This is a genomic window from Streptomyces sp. NPDC058401 (assembly GCF_042722885.1).
Classification (GTDB): domain Bacteria; phylum Actinomycetota; class Actinomycetes; order Streptomycetales; family Streptomycetaceae; genus Streptomyces.
The window spans coordinates 20706-42466 of sequence record NZ_JBHXKA010000067.1; the positions used below are offsets into that span (position 1 = coordinate 20706).

20 protein-coding genes and 2 pseudogenes are annotated in these 21761 nt (G+C 71.9%); 11 read left to right on the forward strand and 11 right to left on the reverse strand.

The window, feature by feature from the left end; translation table 11 throughout:
• Positions 1 to 152: 152 nt before the first annotated feature.
• The 5 genes and pseudogenes from ACFWNV_RS23765 to lepB all read left to right on the forward strand — a co-directional run.
• Entirely contained in the window at positions 153 to 815 is a 663-nt protein-coding gene (locus ACFWNV_RS23765; RefSeq protein ID WP_383950482.1) for a response regulator transcription factor, read from the forward strand.
• A complete protein-coding gene (locus ACFWNV_RS23770; protein WP_383950485.1) occupies positions 812 to 2047 on the forward strand; it encodes a sensor histidine kinase in 1236 nt (411 codons plus the stop codon). The genes ACFWNV_RS23765 and ACFWNV_RS23770 overlap by 4 nt, the downstream gene beginning before the upstream one ends.
• Before the next feature lie 50 nt (positions 2048 to 2097).
• Positions 2098 to 2310: pseudogene (locus ACFWNV_RS23775) on the forward strand (helix-turn-helix domain-containing protein); the annotation flags it as partial.
• A complete protein-coding gene (locus tag ACFWNV_RS23780; protein ID WP_383950488.1) occupies positions 2307 to 2573 on the forward strand; it encodes a hypothetical protein in 267 nt (88 codons plus the stop codon). The pseudogene ACFWNV_RS23775 and the gene ACFWNV_RS23780, both read left to right, overlap by 4 nt.
• A gap of 342 nt (positions 2574 to 2915) precedes the next feature.
• A pseudogene (gene lepB, locus ACFWNV_RS23785) lies at positions 2916 to 3710 on the forward strand (signal peptidase I); the annotation flags it as partial.
• A 471-nt stretch (positions 3711 to 4181) separates the two neighbouring features.
• Here the strand turns inward: lepB and ACFWNV_RS23790 are convergent.
• Both ACFWNV_RS23790 and ACFWNV_RS23795 read right to left on the reverse strand, forming a co-directional pair.
• A complete protein-coding gene (locus ACFWNV_RS23790; protein WP_383950491.1) occupies positions 4182 to 4763 on the reverse strand; it encodes a hydrolase in 582 nt (193 codons plus the stop codon).
• A 109-nt stretch (positions 4764 to 4872) separates the two neighbouring features.
• Positions 4873 to 5307 carry a MarR family winged helix-turn-helix transcriptional regulator gene (locus ACFWNV_RS23795; RefSeq protein WP_383950493.1) on the reverse strand — a complete coding sequence of 145 codons (435 nt, stop codon included), beginning with the start codon at positions 5305 to 5307 and terminating at the stop codon, positions 4873 to 4875.
• Positions 5308 to 5438: 131 nt separating this feature from the next.
• On the opposite strand from ACFWNV_RS23795, the gene ACFWNV_RS23800 reads away from it, so the two are divergent.
• The gene (locus tag ACFWNV_RS23800; protein WP_383950496.1) at positions 5439 to 7043 is read left to right on the forward strand and encodes an FUSC family protein; all 1605 of its coding nucleotides are present in this window, start codon (positions 5439 to 5441) and stop codon (positions 7041 to 7043) included.
• A 146-nt stretch (positions 7044 to 7189) separates the two neighbouring features.
• Entirely contained in the window at positions 7190 to 7663 is a 474-nt protein-coding gene (locus ACFWNV_RS23805) for a GNAT family N-acetyltransferase (RefSeq protein ID WP_383950499.1), read from the forward strand.
• Between the two features lie 57 nt (positions 7664 to 7720).
• Here ACFWNV_RS23805 and ACFWNV_RS23810 read toward each other — a convergent pair whose 3' ends face one another.
• Together ACFWNV_RS23810 and ACFWNV_RS23815 are read right to left on the reverse strand one after the other, a co-directional pair.
• Positions 7721 to 8365 carry an NADPH-dependent F420 reductase gene (locus ACFWNV_RS23810; RefSeq protein WP_383950502.1) on the reverse strand — a complete coding sequence of 215 codons (645 nt, stop codon included), beginning with the start codon at positions 8363 to 8365 and terminating at the stop codon, positions 7721 to 7723.
• 53 nt (positions 8366 to 8418) lie between these two features.
• Positions 8419 to 9231: an inositol monophosphatase family protein gene (locus ACFWNV_RS23815; protein ID WP_383950504.1), complete on the reverse strand. Its 813-nt coding sequence runs from the start codon at positions 9229 to 9231 to the stop codon at positions 8419 to 8421.
• 114 nt (positions 9232 to 9345) lie between these two features.
• On the opposite strand from ACFWNV_RS23815, the gene ACFWNV_RS23820 reads away from it, so the two are divergent.
• A complete protein-coding gene (locus ACFWNV_RS23820) occupies positions 9346 to 10245 on the forward strand; it encodes a LysR family transcriptional regulator (RefSeq protein WP_383950506.1) in 900 nt (299 codons plus the stop codon).
• 57 nt (positions 10246 to 10302) lie between these two features.
• Here the strand turns inward: ACFWNV_RS23820 and ACFWNV_RS23825 are convergent, their stop codons facing one another.
• Positions 10303 to 11235: an NADP-dependent oxidoreductase gene (locus ACFWNV_RS23825; protein ID WP_383950509.1), complete on the reverse strand. Its 933-nt coding sequence runs from the start codon at positions 11233 to 11235 to the stop codon at positions 10303 to 10305.
• Between the two features lie 89 nt (positions 11236 to 11324).
• On the opposite strand from ACFWNV_RS23825, the gene ACFWNV_RS23830 reads away from it, so the two are divergent.
• Positions 11325 to 12272, forward strand: coding sequence for an AraC family transcriptional regulator (locus ACFWNV_RS23830; protein ID WP_383950511.1), 948 nt, complete (start codon positions 11325 to 11327; stop codon positions 12270 to 12272).
• On the opposite strand, the gene ACFWNV_RS23835 is transcribed toward ACFWNV_RS23830, so the two are convergent.
• The 6 genes from ACFWNV_RS23835 to ACFWNV_RS23860 form a co-directional block, all read right to left on the reverse strand.
• Positions 12256 to 13638 carry a ribulose-bisphosphate carboxylase gene (locus ACFWNV_RS23835; protein ID WP_383950513.1) on the reverse strand — a complete coding sequence of 461 codons (1383 nt, stop codon included), beginning with the start codon at positions 13636 to 13638 and terminating at the stop codon, positions 12256 to 12258. The genes ACFWNV_RS23830 and ACFWNV_RS23835 overlap by 17 nt on opposite strands.
• Before the next feature lie 99 nt (positions 13639 to 13737).
• Complete coding sequence (locus ACFWNV_RS23840; RefSeq protein ID WP_383950515.1) at positions 13738 to 14784, reverse strand: 2-hydroxyacid dehydrogenase; 1047 nt, start codon at positions 14782 to 14784, stop codon at positions 13738 to 13740.
• 61 nt (positions 14785 to 14845) lie between these two features.
• A complete protein-coding gene (locus ACFWNV_RS23845; RefSeq protein WP_383950518.1) occupies positions 14846 to 15547 on the reverse strand; it encodes a histidine phosphatase family protein in 702 nt (233 codons plus the stop codon).
• Positions 15544 to 17136 carry an FGGY-family carbohydrate kinase gene (locus tag ACFWNV_RS23850; RefSeq protein ID WP_383950521.1) on the reverse strand — a complete coding sequence of 531 codons (1593 nt, stop codon included), beginning with the start codon at positions 17134 to 17136 and terminating at the stop codon, positions 15544 to 15546. Before ACFWNV_RS23850 ends, ACFWNV_RS23845 begins: the two co-directional genes overlap by 4 nt.
• The gene (locus tag ACFWNV_RS23855) at positions 17129 to 18712 is read right to left on the reverse strand and encodes an FGGY family carbohydrate kinase (protein WP_383950524.1); all 1584 of its coding nucleotides are present in this window, start codon (positions 18710 to 18712) and stop codon (positions 17129 to 17131) included. Before ACFWNV_RS23855 ends, ACFWNV_RS23850 begins: the two co-directional genes overlap by 8 nt.
• Positions 18713 to 18718: 6 nt before the next feature.
• The gene (locus ACFWNV_RS23860) at positions 18719 to 20068 is read right to left on the reverse strand and encodes an MFS transporter (protein ID WP_383950527.1); all 1350 of its coding nucleotides are present in this window, start codon (positions 20066 to 20068) and stop codon (positions 18719 to 18721) included.
• A 285-nt stretch (positions 20069 to 20353) separates the two neighbouring features.
• On the opposite strand from ACFWNV_RS23860, the gene ACFWNV_RS23865 reads away from it, so the two are divergent.
• Positions 20354 to 21151 (forward strand): DeoR/GlpR family DNA-binding transcription regulator, encoded by a 798-nt coding sequence (locus ACFWNV_RS23865; protein ID WP_383950529.1) that lies wholly within the window; start codon positions 20354 to 20356, stop codon positions 21149 to 21151.
• A 92-nt stretch (positions 21152 to 21243) separates the two neighbouring features.
• Positions 21244 to 21663 (forward strand): hypothetical protein, encoded by a 420-nt coding sequence (locus ACFWNV_RS23870; RefSeq protein WP_383950532.1) that lies wholly within the window; start codon positions 21244 to 21246, stop codon positions 21661 to 21663.
• Positions 21664 to 21761 lie beyond the last annotated feature (98 nt).

Here is a 21761-nt window from a genome sequence, read left to right on the forward strand (position 1 = left end):
TTGAGCGGTGTATGCGAATCCCGGCGGCGCCACGGGTTTCATACACGGATCAAATCTGGCGTTTGATAAGACGGATGCGGTACGAGGCCGGAAGCGGTGGCCGGGCCGGGGACGTGCCCCGGTGAATTAATGAAAAGAAAAGGTTGTCGCGCGTGCGCGTGCTGGTGGTGGAGGACGAGCAGTACATGGCACGGGCCCTGGAGATGGGCCTGCGTCGGGAGGCCATCGCGGTGGACGTGGTGCACGACGGGGCGACGGCCCTGGAGCGGGTGGCCGTCTACGACTACGACGCCGTGGTCCTGGACCGTGACCTGCCCGGGGTCCACGGGGACGAGGTGTGCCGCCGGATCATGGAGATGCGGCTCGGATGCCGGGTGCTGATGCTGACGGCCGCCGGGCGCCTCGGCGACAAGGTCGAGGGCCTGGGCCTGGGCGCCGACGACTATCTGGCCAAACCCTTCGACTTTCCCGAACTGGTGGCGCGGCTGCGCGCCCTGTACCGCCGCAGTCCGATGACGCACGCCCCGGTCCTTTCGTACGCCGGCATCGAATTCGACACCCACCGCCAAAGGGTCACCCGCGCGGGCGCCGAAATCCGGCTCACCCGAAAGGAGTTGGCCGTACTGGAACTCCTGATGCGCGCCGAGGGCGGTGTGCTCAGCGCCCAGTACCTCCTCGACAAGGCCTGGGACGCGCAGACCGACCCCCTCACCAACGCGGCCCGCCTCGTCGTGCACACCCTGCGCAAGAAGCTCGGCGAACCCCAGCTGGTGCACACCGCGATCAACGCGGGCTACTACCTGGGCACCGAATGAGACGGCCCGCGCCGCGCAGGTCCGGACGGCGGTCGCTGAGCATCCACGGCCGGCTCTTCCTCGGCTTCGGCGGCGCACTGGGGGTGTGCGGCGCGCTGATGGTCGCGATCATCTACGTCGGCATGCGCTTCGTCCCGACCTACGACCTCACCCGGACGGTGGACGTCCCCGCCGGGTCCGTGCCGCCGCAGGTCTGCACCCCGCCCGGAGCCCTCCCGTCGCACCCCGGGAACATCCCGTGCCCGGCGCCCGCCGAGGGGGTGAAGGCCGGCTCCCCCGCGGACATCACCACGAAGGAGGAGGTGTGGTCCACCGTCCTCACCTTCTCCGTCGGCGGGGTGCTCCTGGTGATGGTCCTCGGCCTCGGCGCCGGCTGGGTCCTCTCCAAACGGCTCCTCGCCCCCCTGCACACGATCAGCGAGGCCGCGGCGCGGGCCGCCGACGGCAATTTGCGGGACCGTATCGGCGCCGCCGGGCCCGAGGACGAGCTCAAGCAGCTGGCCGACACCTTCGACGGCATGCTGGGCCGGCTGGAGGAGTCCTTCGCAGCGCACCAGCGGTTCGCCGCGAACGCCTCGCACGAGCTGCTGACCCCGCTGGCCACCACCCGTACCCTGCTTCAGCTCGCGGGCGACGACCCGACCGGTGAGGAACTGACGGAACTCGTCCCCATGCTGTGGGAGACCAACGAGCGCAACATCCACGTCGTACGGGCCCTCCTCGACCTGGCCGCCGCCGACCGGGCTCCTTTCGACCCCGAGCCGGTGGACCTCAGCGCCCTCGCGGAGCGGGCCGCCGCCGAGCGGGCCGGGCAGGCGGCCTCGTACGGGATCCGGCTCGAAGCGGAGACCGAGCCGGACTGCGAGGTCGCCGGGAACACCACGCTGCTGAGGCAGCTGCTGCTGAACCTGCTGGACAACGCGCTCACCCACAACCTCCCCGCGGGGGGCTCGGTACACCTGTCCGTCCACCGCGAGGAGGGGGCGGGCGGAGACGAAGGCGTGGTGATCGAGGTCGACAACACCGGCCCGCAGGTGGACCGGGCCGTGCTGGAGCGGCTCTTCGAGCCCTTCTACCGTGTCCGGGCGAGGGTCAGCAGCGACCGCAGCGGCCACGGGCTCGGCCTGGCCATCGTCCGCTCCGTCGCCACCGCCCACCGCGGCACGGTCGCCGCCACGGCGAACCCGGGCGGCGGCCTCACCGTCCGCGTCGACCTGCCGGCCACGCCCTGACACCGACGGGAACACACCCGCCGGTCGACGTCAGCGTGTAAAAGGCGCGGGTCCTCGCCCGCGAACCGGGACGGGTCTTCACCCGGGCCCAGCTCATCGAGCACGTCTTCGGCCTGGACCGGGGCGTCCTGGAACGGACGGTCGACGCCCACGTGATGAACCTGCGGCGGAAGCTGGAGACGGACCCGGGGCGGCCGCGGCTGCTCGAAACGGTGTACGGGCGGGGGTACCGGCTCGCCGACGGCGCGGGGGCGGGCGCGTGAGCTTCCGGGTCCGGGTGTTCGCGCTCTTCATCCTCGTCGTGGTCACCGCCACCGCCGCGACCGCGTGGCTGACGCTCGCCCAGGTCACCCGACAGGTAAGGGAGTCGACCGCAGCCGACCGGCAGGTCGTGGCGGGGATCACCGAGGAGCTGCGCGAGACCGGTGCCGCCATCGGCGCCGCCTGCGGCCGCCAGGTGGATCAGAGGATGCCCGACCGGTGGGCGGTCGCCACCGCTGCGAGGATTCCCAGCACGGACAGGTAGGCCATTGCGGCAAGGTGGCGGGCCCTGTCGGTTCGGGATCTGGGAGTGAGCCCGCGGCTTCGCCCGGGCTGGGTCCCGCCTGCCGGGATGATCGCGACGACCGCGGCATCGGTTCCGTGTCCATGGCCGGCCTGGACCTGGGCCTGGGCCGGGGCTCCGACGGCGTGGTGCGGAGCCGGGGTCGGACCGATGTCTCCAGGATCGGGAAAATGGTGCATACAACCCAACATAGGACGTAAGGCTCGCGGCGGCCTGCGCCGCCGACGGTGATCCTCGTCTCTGTCGGCACAACGGACCGCTCTCACGCGTATGGGTCAAATAAGCGCTATGTGCTGGTAGTTCATGCTGCGTGGTACTTCTTGTGGACGAGTTGAAGCATCACGAAAGGCCCACCCCGTGGATTTGGCCGAAGAGCCGTCGGCGCGAGCTGCTGCGCCCCCGCGATCGAGGGGTGGGCGCCGGGGGAAGCGGTTTCGCCGGTCTGCCTGGTGGAAGGAAGTGCCGCTTCTCGCCGTCGTCGCCCTGTTGGTCGCTTTGGTGATCAAGACCTTCCTCGTCCAGGCGTTCCTCATCCCTTCCGGGTCGATGCAGAACACCCTCCAGATCGGGGACCGGGTCCTGGTGGACAAGCTGACCCCCTGGTTCGGGGCAGAACCGGAGCGGGGCGAAGTCGTCGTCTTCAAGGATCCGGGCGGCTGGCTGGAGCACGAGCCCGAAGAGCGCAACGTCGCCCAGAGGGTGCTGAGCACGATCGGGCTGATCCCCTCGGGCGGCGAGAAGGACCTGATCAAACGTGTCGTCGCGATCGGAGGCGACACGGTCGAGTGCCGCGTCGGCGGGCCGGTCGAAGTGAACGGCAAGGCTCTGGACGAGCCGTACGTGTATCCGGGCAACACGGCCTGCGACGACAAGCCGTTCGGGCCGCTCACGGTACCCGCGGGCACCCTATGGGTCATGGGCGACCACCGCCAGAAGTCCCTCGACTCCCGCTGGCACATGGACGATCCCGCGACCCACGGCTTCGTTCCGGTGGGGGACGTCGTCGGCCGCGCAGTGCTGGTCGCCTGGCCCACGACCCGCTGGAGCACCCTGCCGATCCCCGAGACGTTTGCGCAGCCCGGCATCGGCAACCAGGCCCCGTGAACGGCGTTCCGCTGCCCCCGTCGGCCTGCGTCAGGGGACTCTGCCGTCCTCCACGAGGATCTCCTCGACGGCGGCCCGCACGGAGACCTCACCGCCGCAGTTCGGTGGTGGCGGTGAGGGAATCGAGGACCTCCGCCGCGGAGGGCAGCAGGTGGGCGGGGGTGGACCGGTACAGGGCGCGCGTGGCGAGGCGCACGGTGGGGCCGGGGAGCCTGGGGAGGCCGGCGAGGAACAGTCCGCGCCAGGTCCGCAGGAGCCGGAAGTACGCGGTGATGGCGGCGCGTTCCTCTGGAAAGCGCCGCAGCAGTGCGATGCGGTAGTCACGGTTGTCGCGGCCGATGGGATACCTGGTGCCGCGCGAAGGCCCGGAGCCGGCCCGCGGTCACCCTGACGACCGCGGACGGCGGGGCACTGCGCAGCAGGGCACCGGGGGCCGGCATGCCGGCTCGACCGGCCGGGCCGGGGTCAGTTGCCGAGGTGCTTGAGGGCGGTCAGGATCTCGTCGGTGGTGCTGACACGGCCGAGCCTGGGGAAGATCTTGGTGAAGGTGTGGGTGTGCGCGTCGGCGTCCATGTCGGTGGTGGCGTCCTGGGCGAAGACGAGGTCGTAGCTGTGCTCCCAGGCGGAGCGGGCCGTGGACTCCACCCCGATGCTCGTGGCGATGCCGGCGAGCACGATGCGCTTGATGCCGCGGCGGCGCAGCTGGAGGTCGAGTTCGGTACCGGTGAAGGCGCCCCAGTGGCGCTTGGTGATGACGATGTCGTCGGCGCCGGCGGCCAGTGCGGGCGGGAGCTCGGAGAACGCGGCCGGGGGCGCGGCGGTGAGTCCGGGTGCGTCGGTGTGGGTGGTGGGAAGGTCGCCGCCGTCCGGGGACCAGGCGACCTTGACGAGGACGACGGGCAGGCCGGCCGCGCGGAAGGCGTCGGCGAGCCGGATGCCCTTGTCGAGGATCTGCTCGGCGGGGGTGACGACGGGCAGGGCCGTGATCCCCTTCTGGAGGTCGATCAGGACCAGGGCCGTGTTCTTGTCGAGCGTGATCTCGGACATGGAGGATCTTCCTTCGTTCGCTGGTGGTGCGGGCACGCGCAGGGAGCGTGCGTGAGCACGGGAGGTGTGGCCGTGCGCCTGCGGGCGGAGCCCGGGGGTGCGGGCCGGGTCAGTCCTCGGCCAGGCGGTGCAGGGCCGGGAGGGCCTGGCCGAGGGCGTCCAGCTGGGCGGGGGTGAGCCGGTCGGCCAGGCGCTGGACGATCAGGTCGTGGCCGGCTTCCTCGCGGTGGGCGAGGAAGGCGCGGCCCTTGTCGGTGAGGGCGATGAGCTGACGGCGGCCGTCGGTGGGGTGCGCGGTGCGTTCGACGTAGCCTTCGGCCTGGAGCACGTTGACCGTGGCGATCACCGACTGCGGACGGACTCGTTCGGCCCGGGCCAGTTCGGTCGCGGTGTGGGCGCCGTCGCGGCCCAGGCGCTTGAGGACGGAGCTCTGCGAGAGGGTCACCCCGCCCTCGGCGGAGGCAGCCCGCATCCGGCGGACCAGCAGGCCCACGGCCAGCTGGAGCTCCTCGGCGATCTGCTGCAGTGAATTCTCATCTCCCACAACACGACGATAACGGACAAACAGTAAAACTGCAAAGGTAACCTTGGTATCCTGCTGGAACCCGCTACGGGCGGTCGTGCGCGCACGAGCATCCGCCACTCCCCCGGGTCCCGCTCTCCCGGAGGATGACCATGCCGACCGCCCTCCCCGTCCGGGCCCTGCACACCCTGCGGGGGCTGACCGAGACGTTTCTCGCCCGGGACGCGGCCGCCCGCTTCGACTGGCGTCTGGCCCTGGGATCGGCCGCCGGAGTGGGAATCCCCCTGATCGTCGGGCTGGCCACCGGGCAGACCCGGCCGGCCGTCGTGGTCGCCGTCGCGGCCCTCCTCACCCTGCTGGAAACCCCGAGGAAGACTCCCCGCGACCGCGCCGGGCAACTCCTCAGGCGCGTCGCCCTGCTCGCGTCGGCCACCGTGCTCGGCATCCTCGTCGCCGGGCACCTGGCCGCAACCCTCCTCGCGGCCGCCGTCCTCGGCCTGGCCGTACCCCTGCCCGGCTTCGGGATCATCCCGCTGATCATGATGATCACCGCATCCCACCCGCAGCCCGGCATCAGCGGGACCGAGTACCTGCTCCTCTTCCTCACCGGCGGCCTGTGGGCCGCCGCCCTCCTGATGGTCCCCTTCACCAGCGGACGGTACGAGGCTCAGCCACCCCGCCCCCGCGTCGTGCGCCCGCCGCTCCCCGAGCGGGCCCGCAGGTCCTGGACCACCCTGCTCCGGGCGGCGGCCGAGGGCGATCCGAAGTTCCGCTACGCGATCCGTGTCTGCACCTGCTTCACCCTCGCCTGCACCGCCGTGACCCTCCTGGACGTCCCCCACTCCAACTGGGTCCTCACCGGCATCCTCACCACCCTTCGGCCCACCTGGGGCGAAACCCGCTCCCGCATCGTCAAACGACTCGGGGGCATGGTCATCGGCTGCGTACTGACCGGGGTCCTGCTCGTCCTCACCCCGCAGGCGCCCGTCGCCGAAGCCCTCGCCGTCATGGTCTGCGCGGCGATCGCCCGCCCCGTCCGCGGCATCAACTACGGCTTCTGGCCCGTCTTCGCCACCCCCATGCTCCTGCTCCTGGCCGACTTCGACAGCCGGCTCGGCTGGGTCGATGTCGCCGAGCGCCTCGCGAACAACATCTGCGGAGCCCTGCTGGCAGCCGCCACCATGCTCTTCCTCTGGCCCTCGCACGAGCAGGCACGCATCCCCGCGGGCCTCCAGCTCCTCCTCGACACCCACGCCCGCTTCATCGACCGCGTCGCCACCGTCATCGAGTTCGGCCCCCCGCTCGAACGCGAACACAACATTCTCAAGGCCGAAGCCGCCGCCACCGAACTGGCAGCCGGCCGAAACCGGCTCGCCCAGCGGCCCACAACGCCCCCGGAACTCCTGACCGCGCTCGACGACACCCTCGACGCCGCCGGAGAGCTCCGCGACCTGATCACCGTCCACCAGCCCTACGAAGCGGCCGACGAGGCGCTCGACCCGCAGCAGCTGCGCCTCCTCGCAGCCCACCTGCGCCGGACGGCGGCCACCGCCACCGGCACACCGGTCCCCGAGCCCACCGCCCCGCCGGCCGTCGCGAACCACCCGCACGCCCGCACCCTCACCGACACCGCAGAAGCCCTCACCCGCCACGCACTTCACGCCGCGCAGCTCAGCCATCCCAAAGCCGGAGCACGACCACGGCAGGAGCGGACCCCGCCCCGCCCGGACCGCTCCCCCGGGGCGGGAGCCGGCTGACAACGGGCCGCGCGGGGGCGCCCCGGGCCGCACTCGCCCGCCGGGGCATCACCTGGGCACACCGGGTGGCGGTGCATCGTTTCCGGGCCCCTTTGCTGGAAAACTACCCATCCGGAACGCGCCCGGCGGGCGACACCCGCCACGGCATGAGAGGGAGCACCGTGTTCGTCAGCTTCGTCCCGGTCGAAGAGATCCTGGACCTTCGGCAGGAGGTCCTGCGGCCCGGGCAGCCCCGCGAGAGCGCGCTCACCGACGTCGACATGCTCCCCGACACCTTCCACCTGGCCGCCCGTACCGACAGCGGCGCACTCGCCGCCTGCGCCACCTTCAGCACCGAACCCCTGCCCGACACCCCCGCCCTGGCCCCCTTCGTGACCGAGGGGGTCTGGCGGCTCCGCAAGATGGCCAGTGCGCCGCAGGTACGGGGGCAGGGCTACGGCGGGGCCGTACTGCGCGCCGGCCTGGACGCCTGCACGGCACGCGGCGGCCGGCTCGTCTGGTGCAGCGGCCGCCTCGTGGCAGCCGGCTTCTACCGGCACCACGGCTTCACCCCGGTCGGCGACCAGTACACCGTCCCCGGCATCGGCCGGCACCACCACTTCGTCCTCCGCCTCCCCTGAGGCGGAGCTCGCCGAGGGGCAGCGGGGCGCGTGGTCCGGGGCGCGGGGCCGGCCGGGTCAGCGGGCGAGGGAGACGGCGAACGGCTGGAAGCCCCGCCGGCGCAGGATGTGGGGTACGACCAGGATCATGGCCTCGGTGGCGCGGGCCGTGGTGATGTCGCCGAGGTCCTCGATCCGTTCGGGCTTCCAGCCGAGGTCGCCGAGGAGATCGGTGACGGTCGTCTTCGCGTTCTGGTCGTCGCCCGAGAGATAGGCGGTCGCCGGAGTGTCCAGGGTGTCGGGGGCCGTCATGACCATGAACAGCATGGTGTTGAGGGTCTTGACCACACGGGTGTCGGGGAGCGCGGCCTGGAGCTTCTCGGCGAGGCTGCTGCCGGGGTAGCACAGGTCTCCGGGCAGACCGTCCTCCGTGTCGCGGGTGGCGTTGGAGACGTCGATGAGGATCTTGCCGGCGAGTTCGGTGCGCAGGTCGGTGAGTCGGTCCAGGGAGCTGTCGCCGGGCGTCGCGTTGATCACGATGTCCGCGGTGCGGGCGGTGGTGCGCTGGTCGGCGAAGGCGAGGTGCGGGGCGGGCCCGATGGTGCGGGCGGCGGTTTCCTCGGGGCTGCGGCTGCCGAGGGTGACGTGGTGTCCGGCTGCGGAGAGCTTGCCGGCGAGGTTGGCGCCGACGCGGCCGGCGCCCAGGATGCCGATGTTGCTCATGTGGTGATGCTCCTTGCGTATCAGGGTGGGGACGAGCGGGGGGGGGCTGCCGGTCAGACGATCGGTGCGAGGACCTTCAGCGCGGCGCCGTGGATGCCGGGGGCCGCGGCCAGGAAGTCACGGCCGGCGGTGCTCCAGGGTTCGCCCGCCAGGTCGGTGACCGTGCCTCCGGCCTCTGCGACCAGCAGGGCGCCGGCGACCAGGCCGGAGCGGACGTCGGAGAACTGCCAGAACGCGTCCATGCGTCCGGCGGCGACGTGGATGAGCTGCAGGGTGGCGGGTACGGACACCCGTACGACCAGGCCGTTGACGAGCATCGCGGTGACGGAGTCGCCGATCCGCCGGAAGGTGTGCTCGTCCTCACCGGGCTTGGCCTGGCCGGTGCCGATGAGCGCGGCGCCCAGGTCGGTCTTGGCGGACACCGTCAGCGGCCGGCCGTTGAGGTGGGCACCGCCGCCGGCGACCGCGGTGTAGGTGTCGCCGGTCAGCGGCAGGTGGACGACGGTGAGCACCGGCTGGTTGTCGCGGACCAGGGTGGCGGTGACGGCCCAGTCGTCCATGCCGTGGACGTGGTTGATGTTGCCCTCGGCGGGATCGACGACCCACCACTCCCCGGCCGGGAGGGCGCCGCCGGCCAGCTCGTCCTCGGCCCACTGCGACCCCGGGCGGGCCCGGAGCAGCGGTCCGCGCAGCACGTCCAGCACCGCGTCGTCGTTGGCGTGGATCTCGGCGACGACCTCGTCCAGGCTCGTGCCCCGGGCGTGCGAGGTGTAGCGGTCGCGCAGGGTGACGCCGGCGGCGCGCACCGCCGCGGTCACGTCGGACAGGAGCGTCGTACCGGCGGCGAAAGGCATGACGGTGCTCATGGTGGGCTCCCTGGGGATCGGTTGAAGCGGGGTGGTTGTCTCACCCGCACTTCGAAGGTAGGGCGCCCGATCATTAACAACAAGTGCATGCTTTTCACTTGTAGAGTTACTGTCATGCAACTGGATTTGAACCTGCTCACGGCCCTGGATGCCCTGCTGGAGGAGGGGAGCGTCGCCGGCGCGGCGGCACGCCTCCACGTCACGTCACCGGCGATGAGCCGCTCCCTGGGCCGCATCCGCAAGGCCACCGGTGACCAGATCCTGGTCCGCACCGGCCGCAGCATGGTGCCCACCACGCGCGCGCTGGCCATGCGCGCCGAGGTCCACGCGCTCGTGCAGCATGCTCACCAGCTGCTTTCCGCGCAGCAGGAGCTCGATCTGGCGGCCCTCGACCGGGTGTTCACCGTGCGCTGGCACGACGCCCTGACCGCGGCATGCGGCACGGCCCTGATCACCGCCGTCCGCCGCCGGGCCCCGGGAGTCCGGCTGCGCCTGTCCGCCGAACCAGGGACGGACGACGCCGAGTTGCGCCGGGGTGAGGTCGACCTCGAATCGAGCTCCGGCGTTCCTGCGCTCCCCGACATCCGCCACCACCTCGTCGGCAGGGACCGGCTGGTCCTCGCCGTCCGACCGGGCCACCCGCTCACCGCGGGCCCGCTCAGTCCCGAGCGTTACGCGGCCTCCGAGCACCTCACCGTTTCGCGGCGCGGGAGCCTGCGCGACCCGGTCGACGACGCCCTGACCGCACTCGGGCTCGAACGACGCGTCGCCGCCGCCGGGCCCACCGCCGCCTTCGCACTGCAGCTCGCCCTCGACACCGACCTGGTCGTCACCCTGCCGGACGCGGTCACCCGCACGGCACGGGAGCAACTCGGCCTGGCCACACTGCCGCTGCCCTTCACCCTTCCCGACGTCCCGCTGTACCTGCAGTGGCACCGGCGCTACGACAACGACCGCGCCCACGGCTGGCTGCGGGACCTGGCCGCCGAAACCGTCGGGGCGCTGTTCGCGTGAACGGGACGTTCCTCTCCACGCTCCGGCCGTGAACCCGCTCCGGGGGAGTCAGTTCGATCAGGGAATGAAGATGACCTTGCCTCGGGTCCGGCCTGCTTCGCTGAGGCGGTGGACGTCGGCGAGGTCGGCCAGTGGGCGTGTTTCCCCTATGTCCAAGGTGAGTACAGCCGAGTCGACGAGTTCCACGAGCGCCGCAAGCTGTGCGGTGTCGTTGCGGGCGACCATGTGCAGGGCGCTCACCCCGGCATCGGCAGCCGGCTCGATCGGGGTCGCGATCGACACGGCCCTCCCGCCCCGCCGCACCACGCGTGCCAGAGCTGCGGCGTCCGGCGGACTCAGCGGGACCAGATTGAGCAGTGTGTCCACGGAGCCGTCGAGCCCCGCGCCCACCGGCCCGGCGGTGTAGTCGATCACTCGGTCCGCCCCCTGCCGCAGGACGGCCCCGGTACTTCGCGGACTGGCCGTGGCGATCACCTCGGCCCCGGCGCGGCGGGCGAGCTGCGTCACGAAGCCGCCGACGCCTCCCCCCGCGCCGTTGACCAGCACCCGCTGACCGGCGGCCACCTTCCCGTGCTCGAACACCGCCTGCCAGGCCGTCAGGCCGGCCACGGGAAGGGCCGCAGCGTGAGCGAGCGGGACGGAGGCCGGCGCGGCGACCAGTACGGCGGCGGGCGCGCGGACGTACTCGGCCGCCGCACCCCCGTCGTCGAGCCGCCCGACGACCCGGTCGCCGACGGCGAACCCTGCCACTCCCGCGCCGACTTCGGCCACGGTGCCGGCGAGGTCCCAGCCGAGCGTGTGGGGCAGGCTCACGGGAAGGAATGCCTGCAGCAGTCCGGCACGCAGGGCGGCCTCGGTGGGGTTGAACGAGGTCGCGGCGACACGGACCAGCACTTCCCCGAAGGCGGGTCGAGGGCGGGGGACGTCTTCGTAGCGGATCACTGAGGTATCGCCGTACTCGTGGATGCGCGCGCTCTTCATCGTCGTCATGCCGCGAATCTATGACCGCACGCGGAGACGATCCATGCGTCAGGCTGCCCCGTTCATGCGCGTACGTCTCGCACCCGTAGTCTCGGCGGGTGGATGTACTCAGCGACGTGGTCGCGGTGACGCGGACCGGCCGGCCTCGGTCGGCGCATGTGCGGTGGCACGCCCCTTGGGCACAGGAGTTCGCCTCCGTTCCGGGCTCGGCCGGTTTCCAGGTGATCCTGCAGGGGACCTGCTGGCTGCTGCCCCCGAGCGGGGAGCCCCTGCGGTTGTCCGCGGGCGATGTGGTGTTCCTTCCGCACGGCAGCGGGTACACCCTGGCCGACGGCCCCCGCACCCCGGTGACAACCCCGGCATGCGGCCCCGCCGACCAGGTGTCTTACGAGGCCTACGCCTCGGACAGCGTCGACCGGAGCGGGGACGGCGGTCCGGCCACCGTGGTGCTCTGCGGGGCCTACCGGCTCGACCCGTCCCGCACCCACCCCCTCCTGCTGACGCTGCCCGATCTGATCCACCTGCCGGCGCAGCCGGTCCCCCGTCCCGGACTGCTCAGCGCCGTGCACCTCCTGGCCGCCGAGCTGGAAGACCCGCGGCTGGGCACGGATGCCGTCGTCCCCGCCCTCCTGGACACCCTGCTGCTGTACATCCTGCGCATCTGGTTCAGCGAGCAGCCCGCCCGGGGTGCCACCACCGGATGGGCCGCCGCACTGAACGATCCGTCGGTCACGGCCGCCCTGCACGCGATCCACCGGGACCCGGCCGCGCCCTGGACCGTGGCGGAACTCGCCGCGGAAGCCCGGCTCTCCCGGGCTTCCTTCGCCAGACGCTTCGCCCTGCTGATCGGCCAACCGCCCCTCGGCTACCTGACCTGGTGGCGGATGACCACGGCGGCGCGGCTGCTGCGGGCATCGGAGGAACCGCTGAGATCCATCGCCGCTCAGGTGGGCTACACGTCCGAGTTCGCCTTCGCCCACGCGTTCAAGCGCGCGCACGGGACCGCACCCGGCACGTACCGGCGGACGGCTACGCGTCGCCCTTGAGGAGGTCGCGCCAGCCCGGGTAGAGCTTGTCGGCGTCGGCGGTGAAGGAGGCGAAGGCTCCCTTCAGTTCCGGGTGATCCTGGGCGTAGTCCACCAGGTCGATGCCCTGCTGCCAGGCGTCCTGTGCCTGGCGCAGCGACTTCGCGCCCGCCGTGCCGCCGTCGCGGTGGCCGAAGGCGCCGCCGCCGGAGGTCTGGATGACGTTGGAGTGGCCCAGGTTGTCGAAGAAGCCCGGGAGGCGCAGGGCGTTCATGCCACCGGAGATGATCGGGGTGGTGGCCTTCATGCCGAGCCATTCCTGCCGGTAGAAGGGGCCGTCCGCGGCGTCCTGCTCCAGCATGAAGGCGATGGCCTTGTCGGCGGTGTCGCCCTCCATCTTGCCGTAGCCCATGGTGCCGGTGTGCATGCCGGAGGCGCCCTGCAGCCGGGTCATCTTGCAGTGCACGAAGGAGGTGTAGCCCCGCTTGGACTGGGGGCTGGTCACGGCCCCGTGGCCGGCCCGGTGGAAGTGCAGGAACTGGCCGGGGAAGTTGCGCCGGGCGGTGGTCACGGCCGTCGGGCCGGCGACGTACCCGTCGACGAGGAAGGCCACGTGGTCGGCGTTCTCCGCGAAGGTCTCCAGGATGTACTCGCCGCGCGCGATCATCTCGGCCGGGTCGTCGGCGGTGATGTTGGCGGAGAAGAGCTTCGCCTCGCCCGTGGCGTCCTGGGCGCGGCGCATCGCGTCGGCCACGGCCTTCATCGTCTCCTTGAGCGGGGCGAAGACCTGGTTGCCCTGGGGCTCGTCGTTCTTGATGAAGTCCCCGCCCAGCCAGAACTGGTGGCAGGCGTCCGCGAACGGCTGGGGCCGCAGGCCCAGCTTGGGCTTGATGATGGTGCCGACGACCATGCCGCCGTTCTCGACCGGCCGGTCGAGGACCCGCCACATGTCGCGGATGTTCATCGTGGGGCCGTCGAACAGGCGCAGGTAGGCCGGCGGGACGTAGAAGTCGAGCATCTTGGCGTACTCGACGTCGCCCATGCCCTGGTTGTTGCCGATGGTCAGGGTGAGGAAGGAGGCGATCATCGCGCGGCCGTCGATGATGTTGCGGTCGAAGAGCTCCACCGGGTAGGCGATCTTCATGAGTTCGCGGGCTTCGTCGATCTCGTAGACCAGGGCGTCGACTCCCTTGGTGAAGTCGTCGGTGGTGCACACCTCGACGTTGGTGCCGGTCGAGGACTCCGCGGCGAAGTGGGCGGCGGTGGAGAGGTAGTCGCCGTAGCCCGCCTTGGGCTTCATGGTGTACGCGCACAGCACGTGGCGGCCGCCCTCGGTGAGGGCCTCCTCCGTGAGGGCGAGGTTGGCGTAGCGGCTCGACTGGTCCATGATCTCTCCTGCTGTTCTCGGTACGGGGCGGGCGGCACGAAGGTCCCTGGCGTGGGAGCGTGCCGCCCGGGGTGGTGTGGGGCGGGCGGGTGCGGGCGGTCAGGCCTTCGGTGAGTCCAGGACCTCGGGGTTCGCGCAGTGGGCGAGCGGTTCGCCGCGCAGGTAGCGGCCCACCTCGCCGGCGACGATGCGGGCCGCCTTGTGCGCGACCTCCTGGCTGCCGCCCGCGATGTGCGGGGTCATGACGATGCCGGGCGTGGACAGGAGCCGCGAGCCGGCCGGGACGGGCTCCGCGTCGTACACGTCGAAGCCGGCGCCGGACAGCTGCCCGGAGTCCAGCGCGTCGCACACCGCCGGGTAGTCCAGGAGTGCGCCGCGGGCGCAGTTCACGAGGACGGAGCCGCGCGGCATCATGGCGATCTGCTCGGCGCCGATCATGCCCTTCGTCTCCTCGGTCACCCGGGCGTGGAGCGAGACGATGCGGGAGCGGGTGAGCAGGTCGTCCAGGGAGGCGAGCTCGACGCCTTCCGCGAGCGCCGCGGGGTCCACGTAGGGGTCGTGGACCAGGACCCGGGCGCCCATGGCGAGGAGGACCTTCGCTACGCGGGAGCCGATGGCGCCGTAGCCGATCAGGCCCACGGTGGCGCCGTCGATCTCGATGCCGCAGTTGTCGTAGTCGTAGTAGTCGCCGCGCCATACGCCCTGACGCAGGTCGGCGTGGGTGTCGCCGACGCCGCGGGCCGCGGCGAGCAGCAGGGTGAGGGTGTGCTCGGCGGTGGCGACGGCGTTGCGGCCGGGGGCGAAGCACACGGCCACCCCGTGTGCGGTGGCCGCCTTGAGGTTGGCGTTCACCGGGCCGCCGCGGCTGATGCACATCAGCTTGAGGTCGGGGCAGTTCGCGAGGATGCGCTCGGTGAGCGGGGCGAGCTGGGTGACGCAGACCTCGACGCCCTGGAGCGCTTCGATCAGCTCGTCCTCGGTGCCGGAGGCCTCGATGACCTCGGCCACCGGGCCGAACGGGGTGTGCGGCCAGGGAAGCCGGATCTCGGTCACGTCGACCGCCGCGGCGGTGGCGGCCACGACCTCCTGGGTGAGGAGGCCGGGAAGGACGAAGTGGTCGCCGGCTGCGAGGACCTTGGTGGACATGGGTACTCCTGGTGACGGTGCGTGGGGGGGGGAGAGAAGTGAGGGGCGGGGCCTGCCGGTGCTACCGGCCCTCGGGCGGCGGTACGGGCACCGGTTGGGCGTTGAAGCGCAGGAGCGCCGGCCGGCCGGCTCCGAGGCGGACCTCCGTGAGGGTGCCGTTGTCGAGCACCGGGAACACCTGGCGGTAGGCGGCCATGTCGATGCCCAGCAACTCGCAGAGCAGGACGCGGAACAGCGCGTTGTGGGCGACGACGAGGATCCGGCCGCCGGGGAACTCCCGGTGGACCTCTTCCAGGCAGGCCCGGGCCCGGGCGGCGGCGGCCCTCGGGTCCTCGCCTCCGGGCAGGTGATGGGTGACGGGGTCGCGGAGGAAGGCCGCGTGCTCCTCGGGGAACCGCTCCGCCATTTCGGCCAGGTTCAGGCCCTCGCCCCGGCCGAAGTCGATCTCGTAGAGCCGCGGATCCTCGCGGGGGGTCGTGCCGAGCGCGCGGGCGGCGGGCGCCGCCGTGAGCCGGGCCCGGGAGAGCGGCGAGTGCAGCACCGCGGAGAAGGTCCGGCCGCGCGCCCAGTCGGCGAGTTCCTCGGCCTGGCGCAGGCCCCGTGCGGTGAGGGCCACGTCGGCGCGGCCCGCGTAGCGGTTCTCGGCGTGCCAGACGGTCTCGCCGTGGCGGACGAGGACGAACTCGGTCGCGGCGCCGGGGGCCGGGGTGTTCGGGGTGTTCGGGGTGTTCGGGGCCGGGGTGTTCGGGGTCGGGGTGTTCATCGCTGGGTGGCCCTTTCCCGGGCGTGGGCGGCGACGGTGGGACGCAGCCAGCCGCGGCGGACGAGTTCGTCGAGGAAGCCGAGGTAGACCGGCGTCCAGTGGGCGGTGCGCGCGGGGTCCGGTTCGATCCGCTCGCCGGCGCGGACCAGCTGCGCGGCGGCCTCCACCACGCCGACGCCGCTGGACGTGGCGGCGAGTACGGCCATCCCGACCGCGCCCTCCGCCTGCGCGGGCACGTGGACCGGGCGGCCGAGCACGTCGGCGCGCAGCCGGTTCCAGTACGGGTTCTTCGCACCGCCGCCGGTGAGGGTGAGCGGGCCGTCGACGGGGGCGCCGAGCAGGTCGAGGTAGTCGAAGCAGAGCCGCTCCACGCAGGCGACACCGAGGAGGTGGGCGTGGAAGCGCTCGGCCTCGTCCGCCGGCTCGCCGAGGACGAAGGGCTCCGCGCAGGGTGCGCGGAAGGGGAAGCGCTCTCCTCCGGTGGAGACCAGGGGGTAGGCGACGGCGGTGGTGGGGGCCGCGGCGGCCCGACGGGTGAGGTCGGCGAGGTCCGCGCCGGGGAATTCCCGGGAGATGACGCCGGCGCCGCTGCTGGAGGCGCCGCCGGGCAGCCAGCTGTCGCCGGGGCCCCGGTGGCAGTAGACGACGCCGTCGGGGTCCCGGACCAGGTGCGGGCTCGTTCCCTTGAACACCAGGGTGGTGCCGAGGACCGAGTTCCAGGCGCCGGGGGTGAGGGCGCCCGCGCCGATCTGGGCGGCGCAGCCGTCGGTCATGCCGGCCACGATGGCGGTGCCCTCGGGGATGCCGGTCGCCTCGGCGGCGGCCGCGCAGACGGCGCCGAGCACCGTGCCGGGACGGACCACCTCGGGCAGCAGACCGGCGGCGACGCCGAGCTTCTCCAGTTCGGGGTCCGGCCAGCGCTCCTCGACGAGGTGGTAGCCGGTCTTGAGTGCGTGGCTGGCGTCGGCGGGGACCTGGTGCCCGGCGAGCCGCCAGGTGATCAGGTCGGGCTGGTGCAGGAGCCGGAGCCCCTCCCCCGCCCCGCTGATGGCGGGCGTCGGGTGTTCGAGCAGCCAGAGCAGTTTGGGCAGGGCCCAGGAGGGCTGCATCGAGCGGTAGCCGAGCTCTTCCCAGACCTGTCCGCCCACCGCGTTGGCCCGTTCGGCCTGGGCGGCGGCGCGCCCGTCGTCGTACATGAGGCCCGGGGTGAGCGGCGTACCGTCCGCGTCGGCGAGCAGGACCGTACCGGAGGTGGCGTCGATGGCGAGGCCGCGGACCCGGCGCGGGTCGATGTCCGCGAGGGCTTCGCGGCAGGCGGCGGCCAGTGCGCCCCACCACTGCTCGGGGTCCTGCTCGTGGTGCGTGCCTTCGCGGTGGCTGGTCAGCGGGCGGGAGGCGGCGGCCAGGACCTCGCCCGTGGCGTCGACGGCGACGCAGCGGGCGGACTGGGTGCCGAGGTCGAGTCCGAGCCAGACGGAGTCGGCGGGGAGGTGCCCGGCAGTGGGCCGGACGGGCGCCAGCTGGAGGGTGGCGTCCTCGGGCGGGGTCCCTTCGGGCCGCGGCGGTGCGGGCAGGGGCTGGTCAGGCATGGTGCGCTCCGGTTCGCGGGGTGTGGGTGCTCTCGTCCGCCGCGCGCGGCCGCGGGGTTCCGGCGGACGCGGGTGCGGAAGCGGGTACGGGGGCGGAAGCGGGTACGGGGGCGGACCAGCCGGCGCCGCGGGCGAGGCCGCGCCAGTTGAGGAAGGCCGCGTACGTCTCGTCGTAGTGGGCGGACCGGACCGGGTCGGGCTCCCAGACGGAGCGCATCCGCACGTACTTCGCGGCGGCGCTGTGCATGCTGCTCTCGGCTCCGCTGAGGACGAGTCCGGTGAGGAAGGCGCCCTTGGCGCCGAGCTCGGTGTCCCCCGAGCGGGCCGTCGGCACTCCGGTGACGTCGGCGATCAGCTGGCACCATTCCTCGCTGTTGGCGCCGCCGCCGCACAGGCGCAGCTCCGTGACCGGGGTGCGGGCGGCCTCCAGGGAGTCGCGCAGGACGAGGGAGAGACCGTCGAAGACGGAGCGGGCGATGTCGGCGCGGGTGTGCTCCAGGGAGAGCCCGGAGAACAGGCCCCGGGCGTGCGGGTCCAGGAACGGTGCCCGCTCGCCCGCGGGTGACAGGTAGGGGAGGAACATCAGGCCCTGGGCGCCCGGGGAGCCGCTGAAGGCGAGTTCGGACAGTTCGGGCGGCCCGTCGAGGTCGAGGAGCCCGGCGGCCCAGCCGAGGACTTCGGCGCCGTTGAGGGTGGGGAAGGCGCGCAGCACGCGCTCGCGGCCCCGGTAGGCGATGTTGATGCCGGAGGGCTCCCCGCTGGTGTCGATGTCCTTGCGGACGATCTCGGTGCACAGGGTGGTGCCCAGGATGGTGCAGGCCTGGCCGGGGTTGACCACGCCGACTCCGCGGGCGGTGGAGGCGATGTCGTACGGGGCCATCACGACGGGGAGTCCGGTGGGCAGGCCCAGCTGGCCGGCCGCGGTGGTGGTGATCTCGGCGATGCGCTGTTCCTCGTGGAGGACCTTGGGGAGGAGGCGCGTGTGCTCGGTGAGCCCGAACATCTCGATGATCTTCGGGTCGTAGTCGCCGGTGGCGTGGTCGAGGAACGGCGCGGAGGCGTCGGATTCGTCCATGGCCACCTCGCCGGTGAGGCGCAGGAACAGCCAGCCGGCGGCGGTCAGGGAGGCGCTGGAGCGGGCGAGGCGGTCCGGCTCGTGCGCGTCGAGCCAGCTGAAGACCGCGTTGGGCATTCCGCTGCAGGTGAGGGAGCCGTTGCGGCGGAAGGCGGCTTCGAGGACGCCTTCGCGCTCCCAGCGGGTGAGGATGTCGCCGGCGCGGCCGTCGGACCACAGGACGGCCGGTCCGGTGGGGCGGCCCGCGGAGTCGACGAGCCAGGCGCCGTCGCCCTGGGCGGTGAACGTCACGAGCCACACGGGGTCGTCGATGTCGGCGAGGGCGTTGCGGACGGTGTAGACGACCGTGTTCCACACGGTGTCCATGTCCTGCTCGGCCCAGCCGGGGTGCGGGCGGCGCACTTCGGTGGCGAGGCGGGAGACGGCGAGCTCGTTGCCGTGGTCGTCGAAGACCACGGACTTGATCATTGTCGTACCGACGTCGATGGCGAGTACGGACATGGCGGGTCACAGTCCCTTCGGGGCGGGGGCGGCGAGCAGCGCGGCGTCGCCGGTCGTGGCAAGGGCCTCGGTCGACGGCTCGGGAGCGGCCGGCGTTCGGGGGGTGGGGGTGGTCTTCAGCAGGAGCGTGAGCAGGGCGCTCACCGCGTGGTATCCGGCGAAGATCCAGGTGACGCCACCGACTCCGATCGGTCCGAGGAACACGCTGACGGTGAGCGGGCCGAGGAAGGCGGACGCGCCCGCGCCGAGGTTCAGGGCTGCCATGGCCTGGCCCTTGTGGCTCGGGGCGATGGCGGTCATCAGCGCGGAGAGGGGTACGTAGCCCGAGAGCGTGGCGCCGTAGAAGACGGCGACCAGGAGGCAGAGCAGGTACTGGGAGCCGACGGCGGTCGGTACGTAGTAGAGGACGAGGGTGGAGATGGTGCAGCCGAGGCCGCCGCACCAGGTGACCGTGGTGCGCCAGCCGATCCGGTCGCCGATGACGCCGAACATCAGGTTGGTGAAGATGTTCGTGCCGAACATGACGGCCACCAGGCGCAGCCACTGCTCGTTGGTGAGGCCGATCGTGTTCACGAACCACACGGGCAGCATGACCATGAATCCGAACTGCGAGGCGGTGTTGAACATGCGCACCGCCGCGCCCGCACCGACCTTGGGGTTGCGGTAGAGGATCGTGAGGCTGCCGACCAGGCCGGCCATCGGGCTCTCGCCGGCCGGCGCGAGCCGCGCCCGGCCGGTGGGCTCCTTCACCATCAGCAGTGCGACCAGGCCGCCGGCCCCCACCACGCCGAGGGCGACCCACAGGGTGGCGTACTCGCCGATGTGCGGGATCAGCAGGCTCGCGCCGAGCGAGCCGATCGTGGGCAGGCCCGCGGAGAAGGCCGACCAGAACCAGCCCATGGCACTGCCCATCTGGCGGGCCGGGGCGACGGCCGCGATCCAGACGAGGAAGGAGTACGCGAACAGCGGGAAGGCCAGGCCGCGCAGCGCGTAGGCGAGCAGCAGCAGCGGGTACGACTTGCTCGGTATCGCGACCGCCAGGAAGAAGACGTGGGTGACGGCGAAGGTGAGCAGGCCGAGCCACATCACCTTGCGCGGGCCCCACAGGTCGGACAGCGCGCCGGCGAACCAGGCGGCGACGGCGCCGGTGACTCCGTAGACGGTGAAGACCATCGCCACGCTGGAGGCGGCTATGCCGAGGCCCTCCAGATAGGGCGAGAGATATCCCGCCTCGATGCCGACGCCCGACATGAAGACCAGGAGGCCGAGATAGCCCCACGAGATGGAGCGCGGAATGCCGAGCCGCGAGAAGATCGTGCCGGGTCGGGCGGTCGCGGTGTCCGGGGTGTTCGCCATTGAAGCTCCCCTTCTTGCAATGAACGGATCGGGACGCCTGGGTGCGCGGCCCGTACGCCAGACCGGACGGCCTGGGTGATCACGAGATAACAAGCCCGTCGATTCGCCCGTCAACCGCGGTGGAAAACCTCACGCGGCAGGGGTCTTTCGCCATGCGACAAGGACTTTTGACCTGCTATCGCATTCCGTGCGGTAGCCCAGGATTGGCACCGTTCGACCGTGTGAAAGACGTGCGAAGTTCACTCGGGACGGAATCCGGAAAATCTGCGGGAAAGGACGGAATCGATGTCGGGAACCGATCGCTCCGAGGTGCGGGAGGAACGCCGCCGCCACATCCGGGACTCGGTCGCCACCGACGGTTTCCTGCGCGCCTCGGACCTCGCCGACGAGTACGGCGTCAGCCTCATGACCATCCACCGGGACCTCGACTTCCTCCAGTCCCAGGGCTGGTTGCGCAAGGTGCGGGGCGGGGCGACGTGCCTGCACTCGACGCAGTTCCACGGCAGCGTCTCCACCCGGATGTCGACGATGAGCGGGATCAAGCGGCAACTGGCCCGGGCCGCCGCGGCATTGGTGGCTCCGGGCCAGACGGTGCTGCTCGACGACAGCACCACCTGCCTGCCGCTGACACGGGAGTTCGCCGCCCGGACCCCGATCACCGTGATCACCAACTCGCTGCCGGCCATCACGGCCCTCGCCAAGGAACGCGGGGTCTCGCTGATCTCGCTGGGCGGCAGCTACTTCCCGGCCTACGACGCCTTCATGGGGCTGCTCACCGCCGACAGCGTGGCGGCGGTGCGGGCCGATGTGCTGTTCATGTCGACCACTGCGGTCACCCGGGGCCGCTGCTACCACACGTCACCCGAGACCGTTCAGGTCAAGCGGGCGATGATGGCGGCCGCGGCGCGGACCGTGCTGCTGGCCGACCACACGAAGTTCACCCGCGACGGGATGTACGCGCTGACCTCACTGGGCGCCTTCGACCTGCTGGTGGTGGACGACGGCCTGCCCGACCGCGAGGTACGGGCCATCCGCGGCATGGGCACGGAGGTACTGGTCGTACCGCGCGCGGGGGCGGAGTAGGCCGGGCGCTCTCCCTCTGAAGCACCGGCCGGGCTCGGCCCCTCGCCGCACGCCCTCTACCCAAATTTCACATTTCGTGAAGAATGGGGGAAATGATGACGGTTCTGGTAACGGGTGTGGCGGACGGTGCCGAGCTGGAAGCCCTGCGTGCATGCATTCACACGGGGCCGCACTTCCGCATCGTTGCCCACACGCACGAAGCCGACGTCGCCCTGGCTCAGGCCCGTGTGCTGCTTCCGGACATCGCCGTGGTCACCCTCCACCGTCCCGACGCCCAGGGAGAACGTGACCGCCGGACCCTCGTCAGCGCCCTTCGGTCCTTCGACCCGCCCACGGGGATCATCCTGCGGCGCGACCCGCACGAGGCGGCCGAGGCGATCAGCCCGGGACTCGAGCCGGTCGAAGGGGCCATCCACGAGGTCCGGCGCGCCGACCTCGACGCCCTCCACCATGCGCTGGTCACCATCGGGCGCCGCCGGGCCAGCTGCAACATCGACCCGGCGGCACACTGACGTGCATGCGCGTGGGCATGCGGGCATGCGAAAACGCTCGGCCGGGGTGTCCGGCCGAGCGTTTTCGTGTCCCTGCGGTCCGCTGGTGGGTTTAGTAC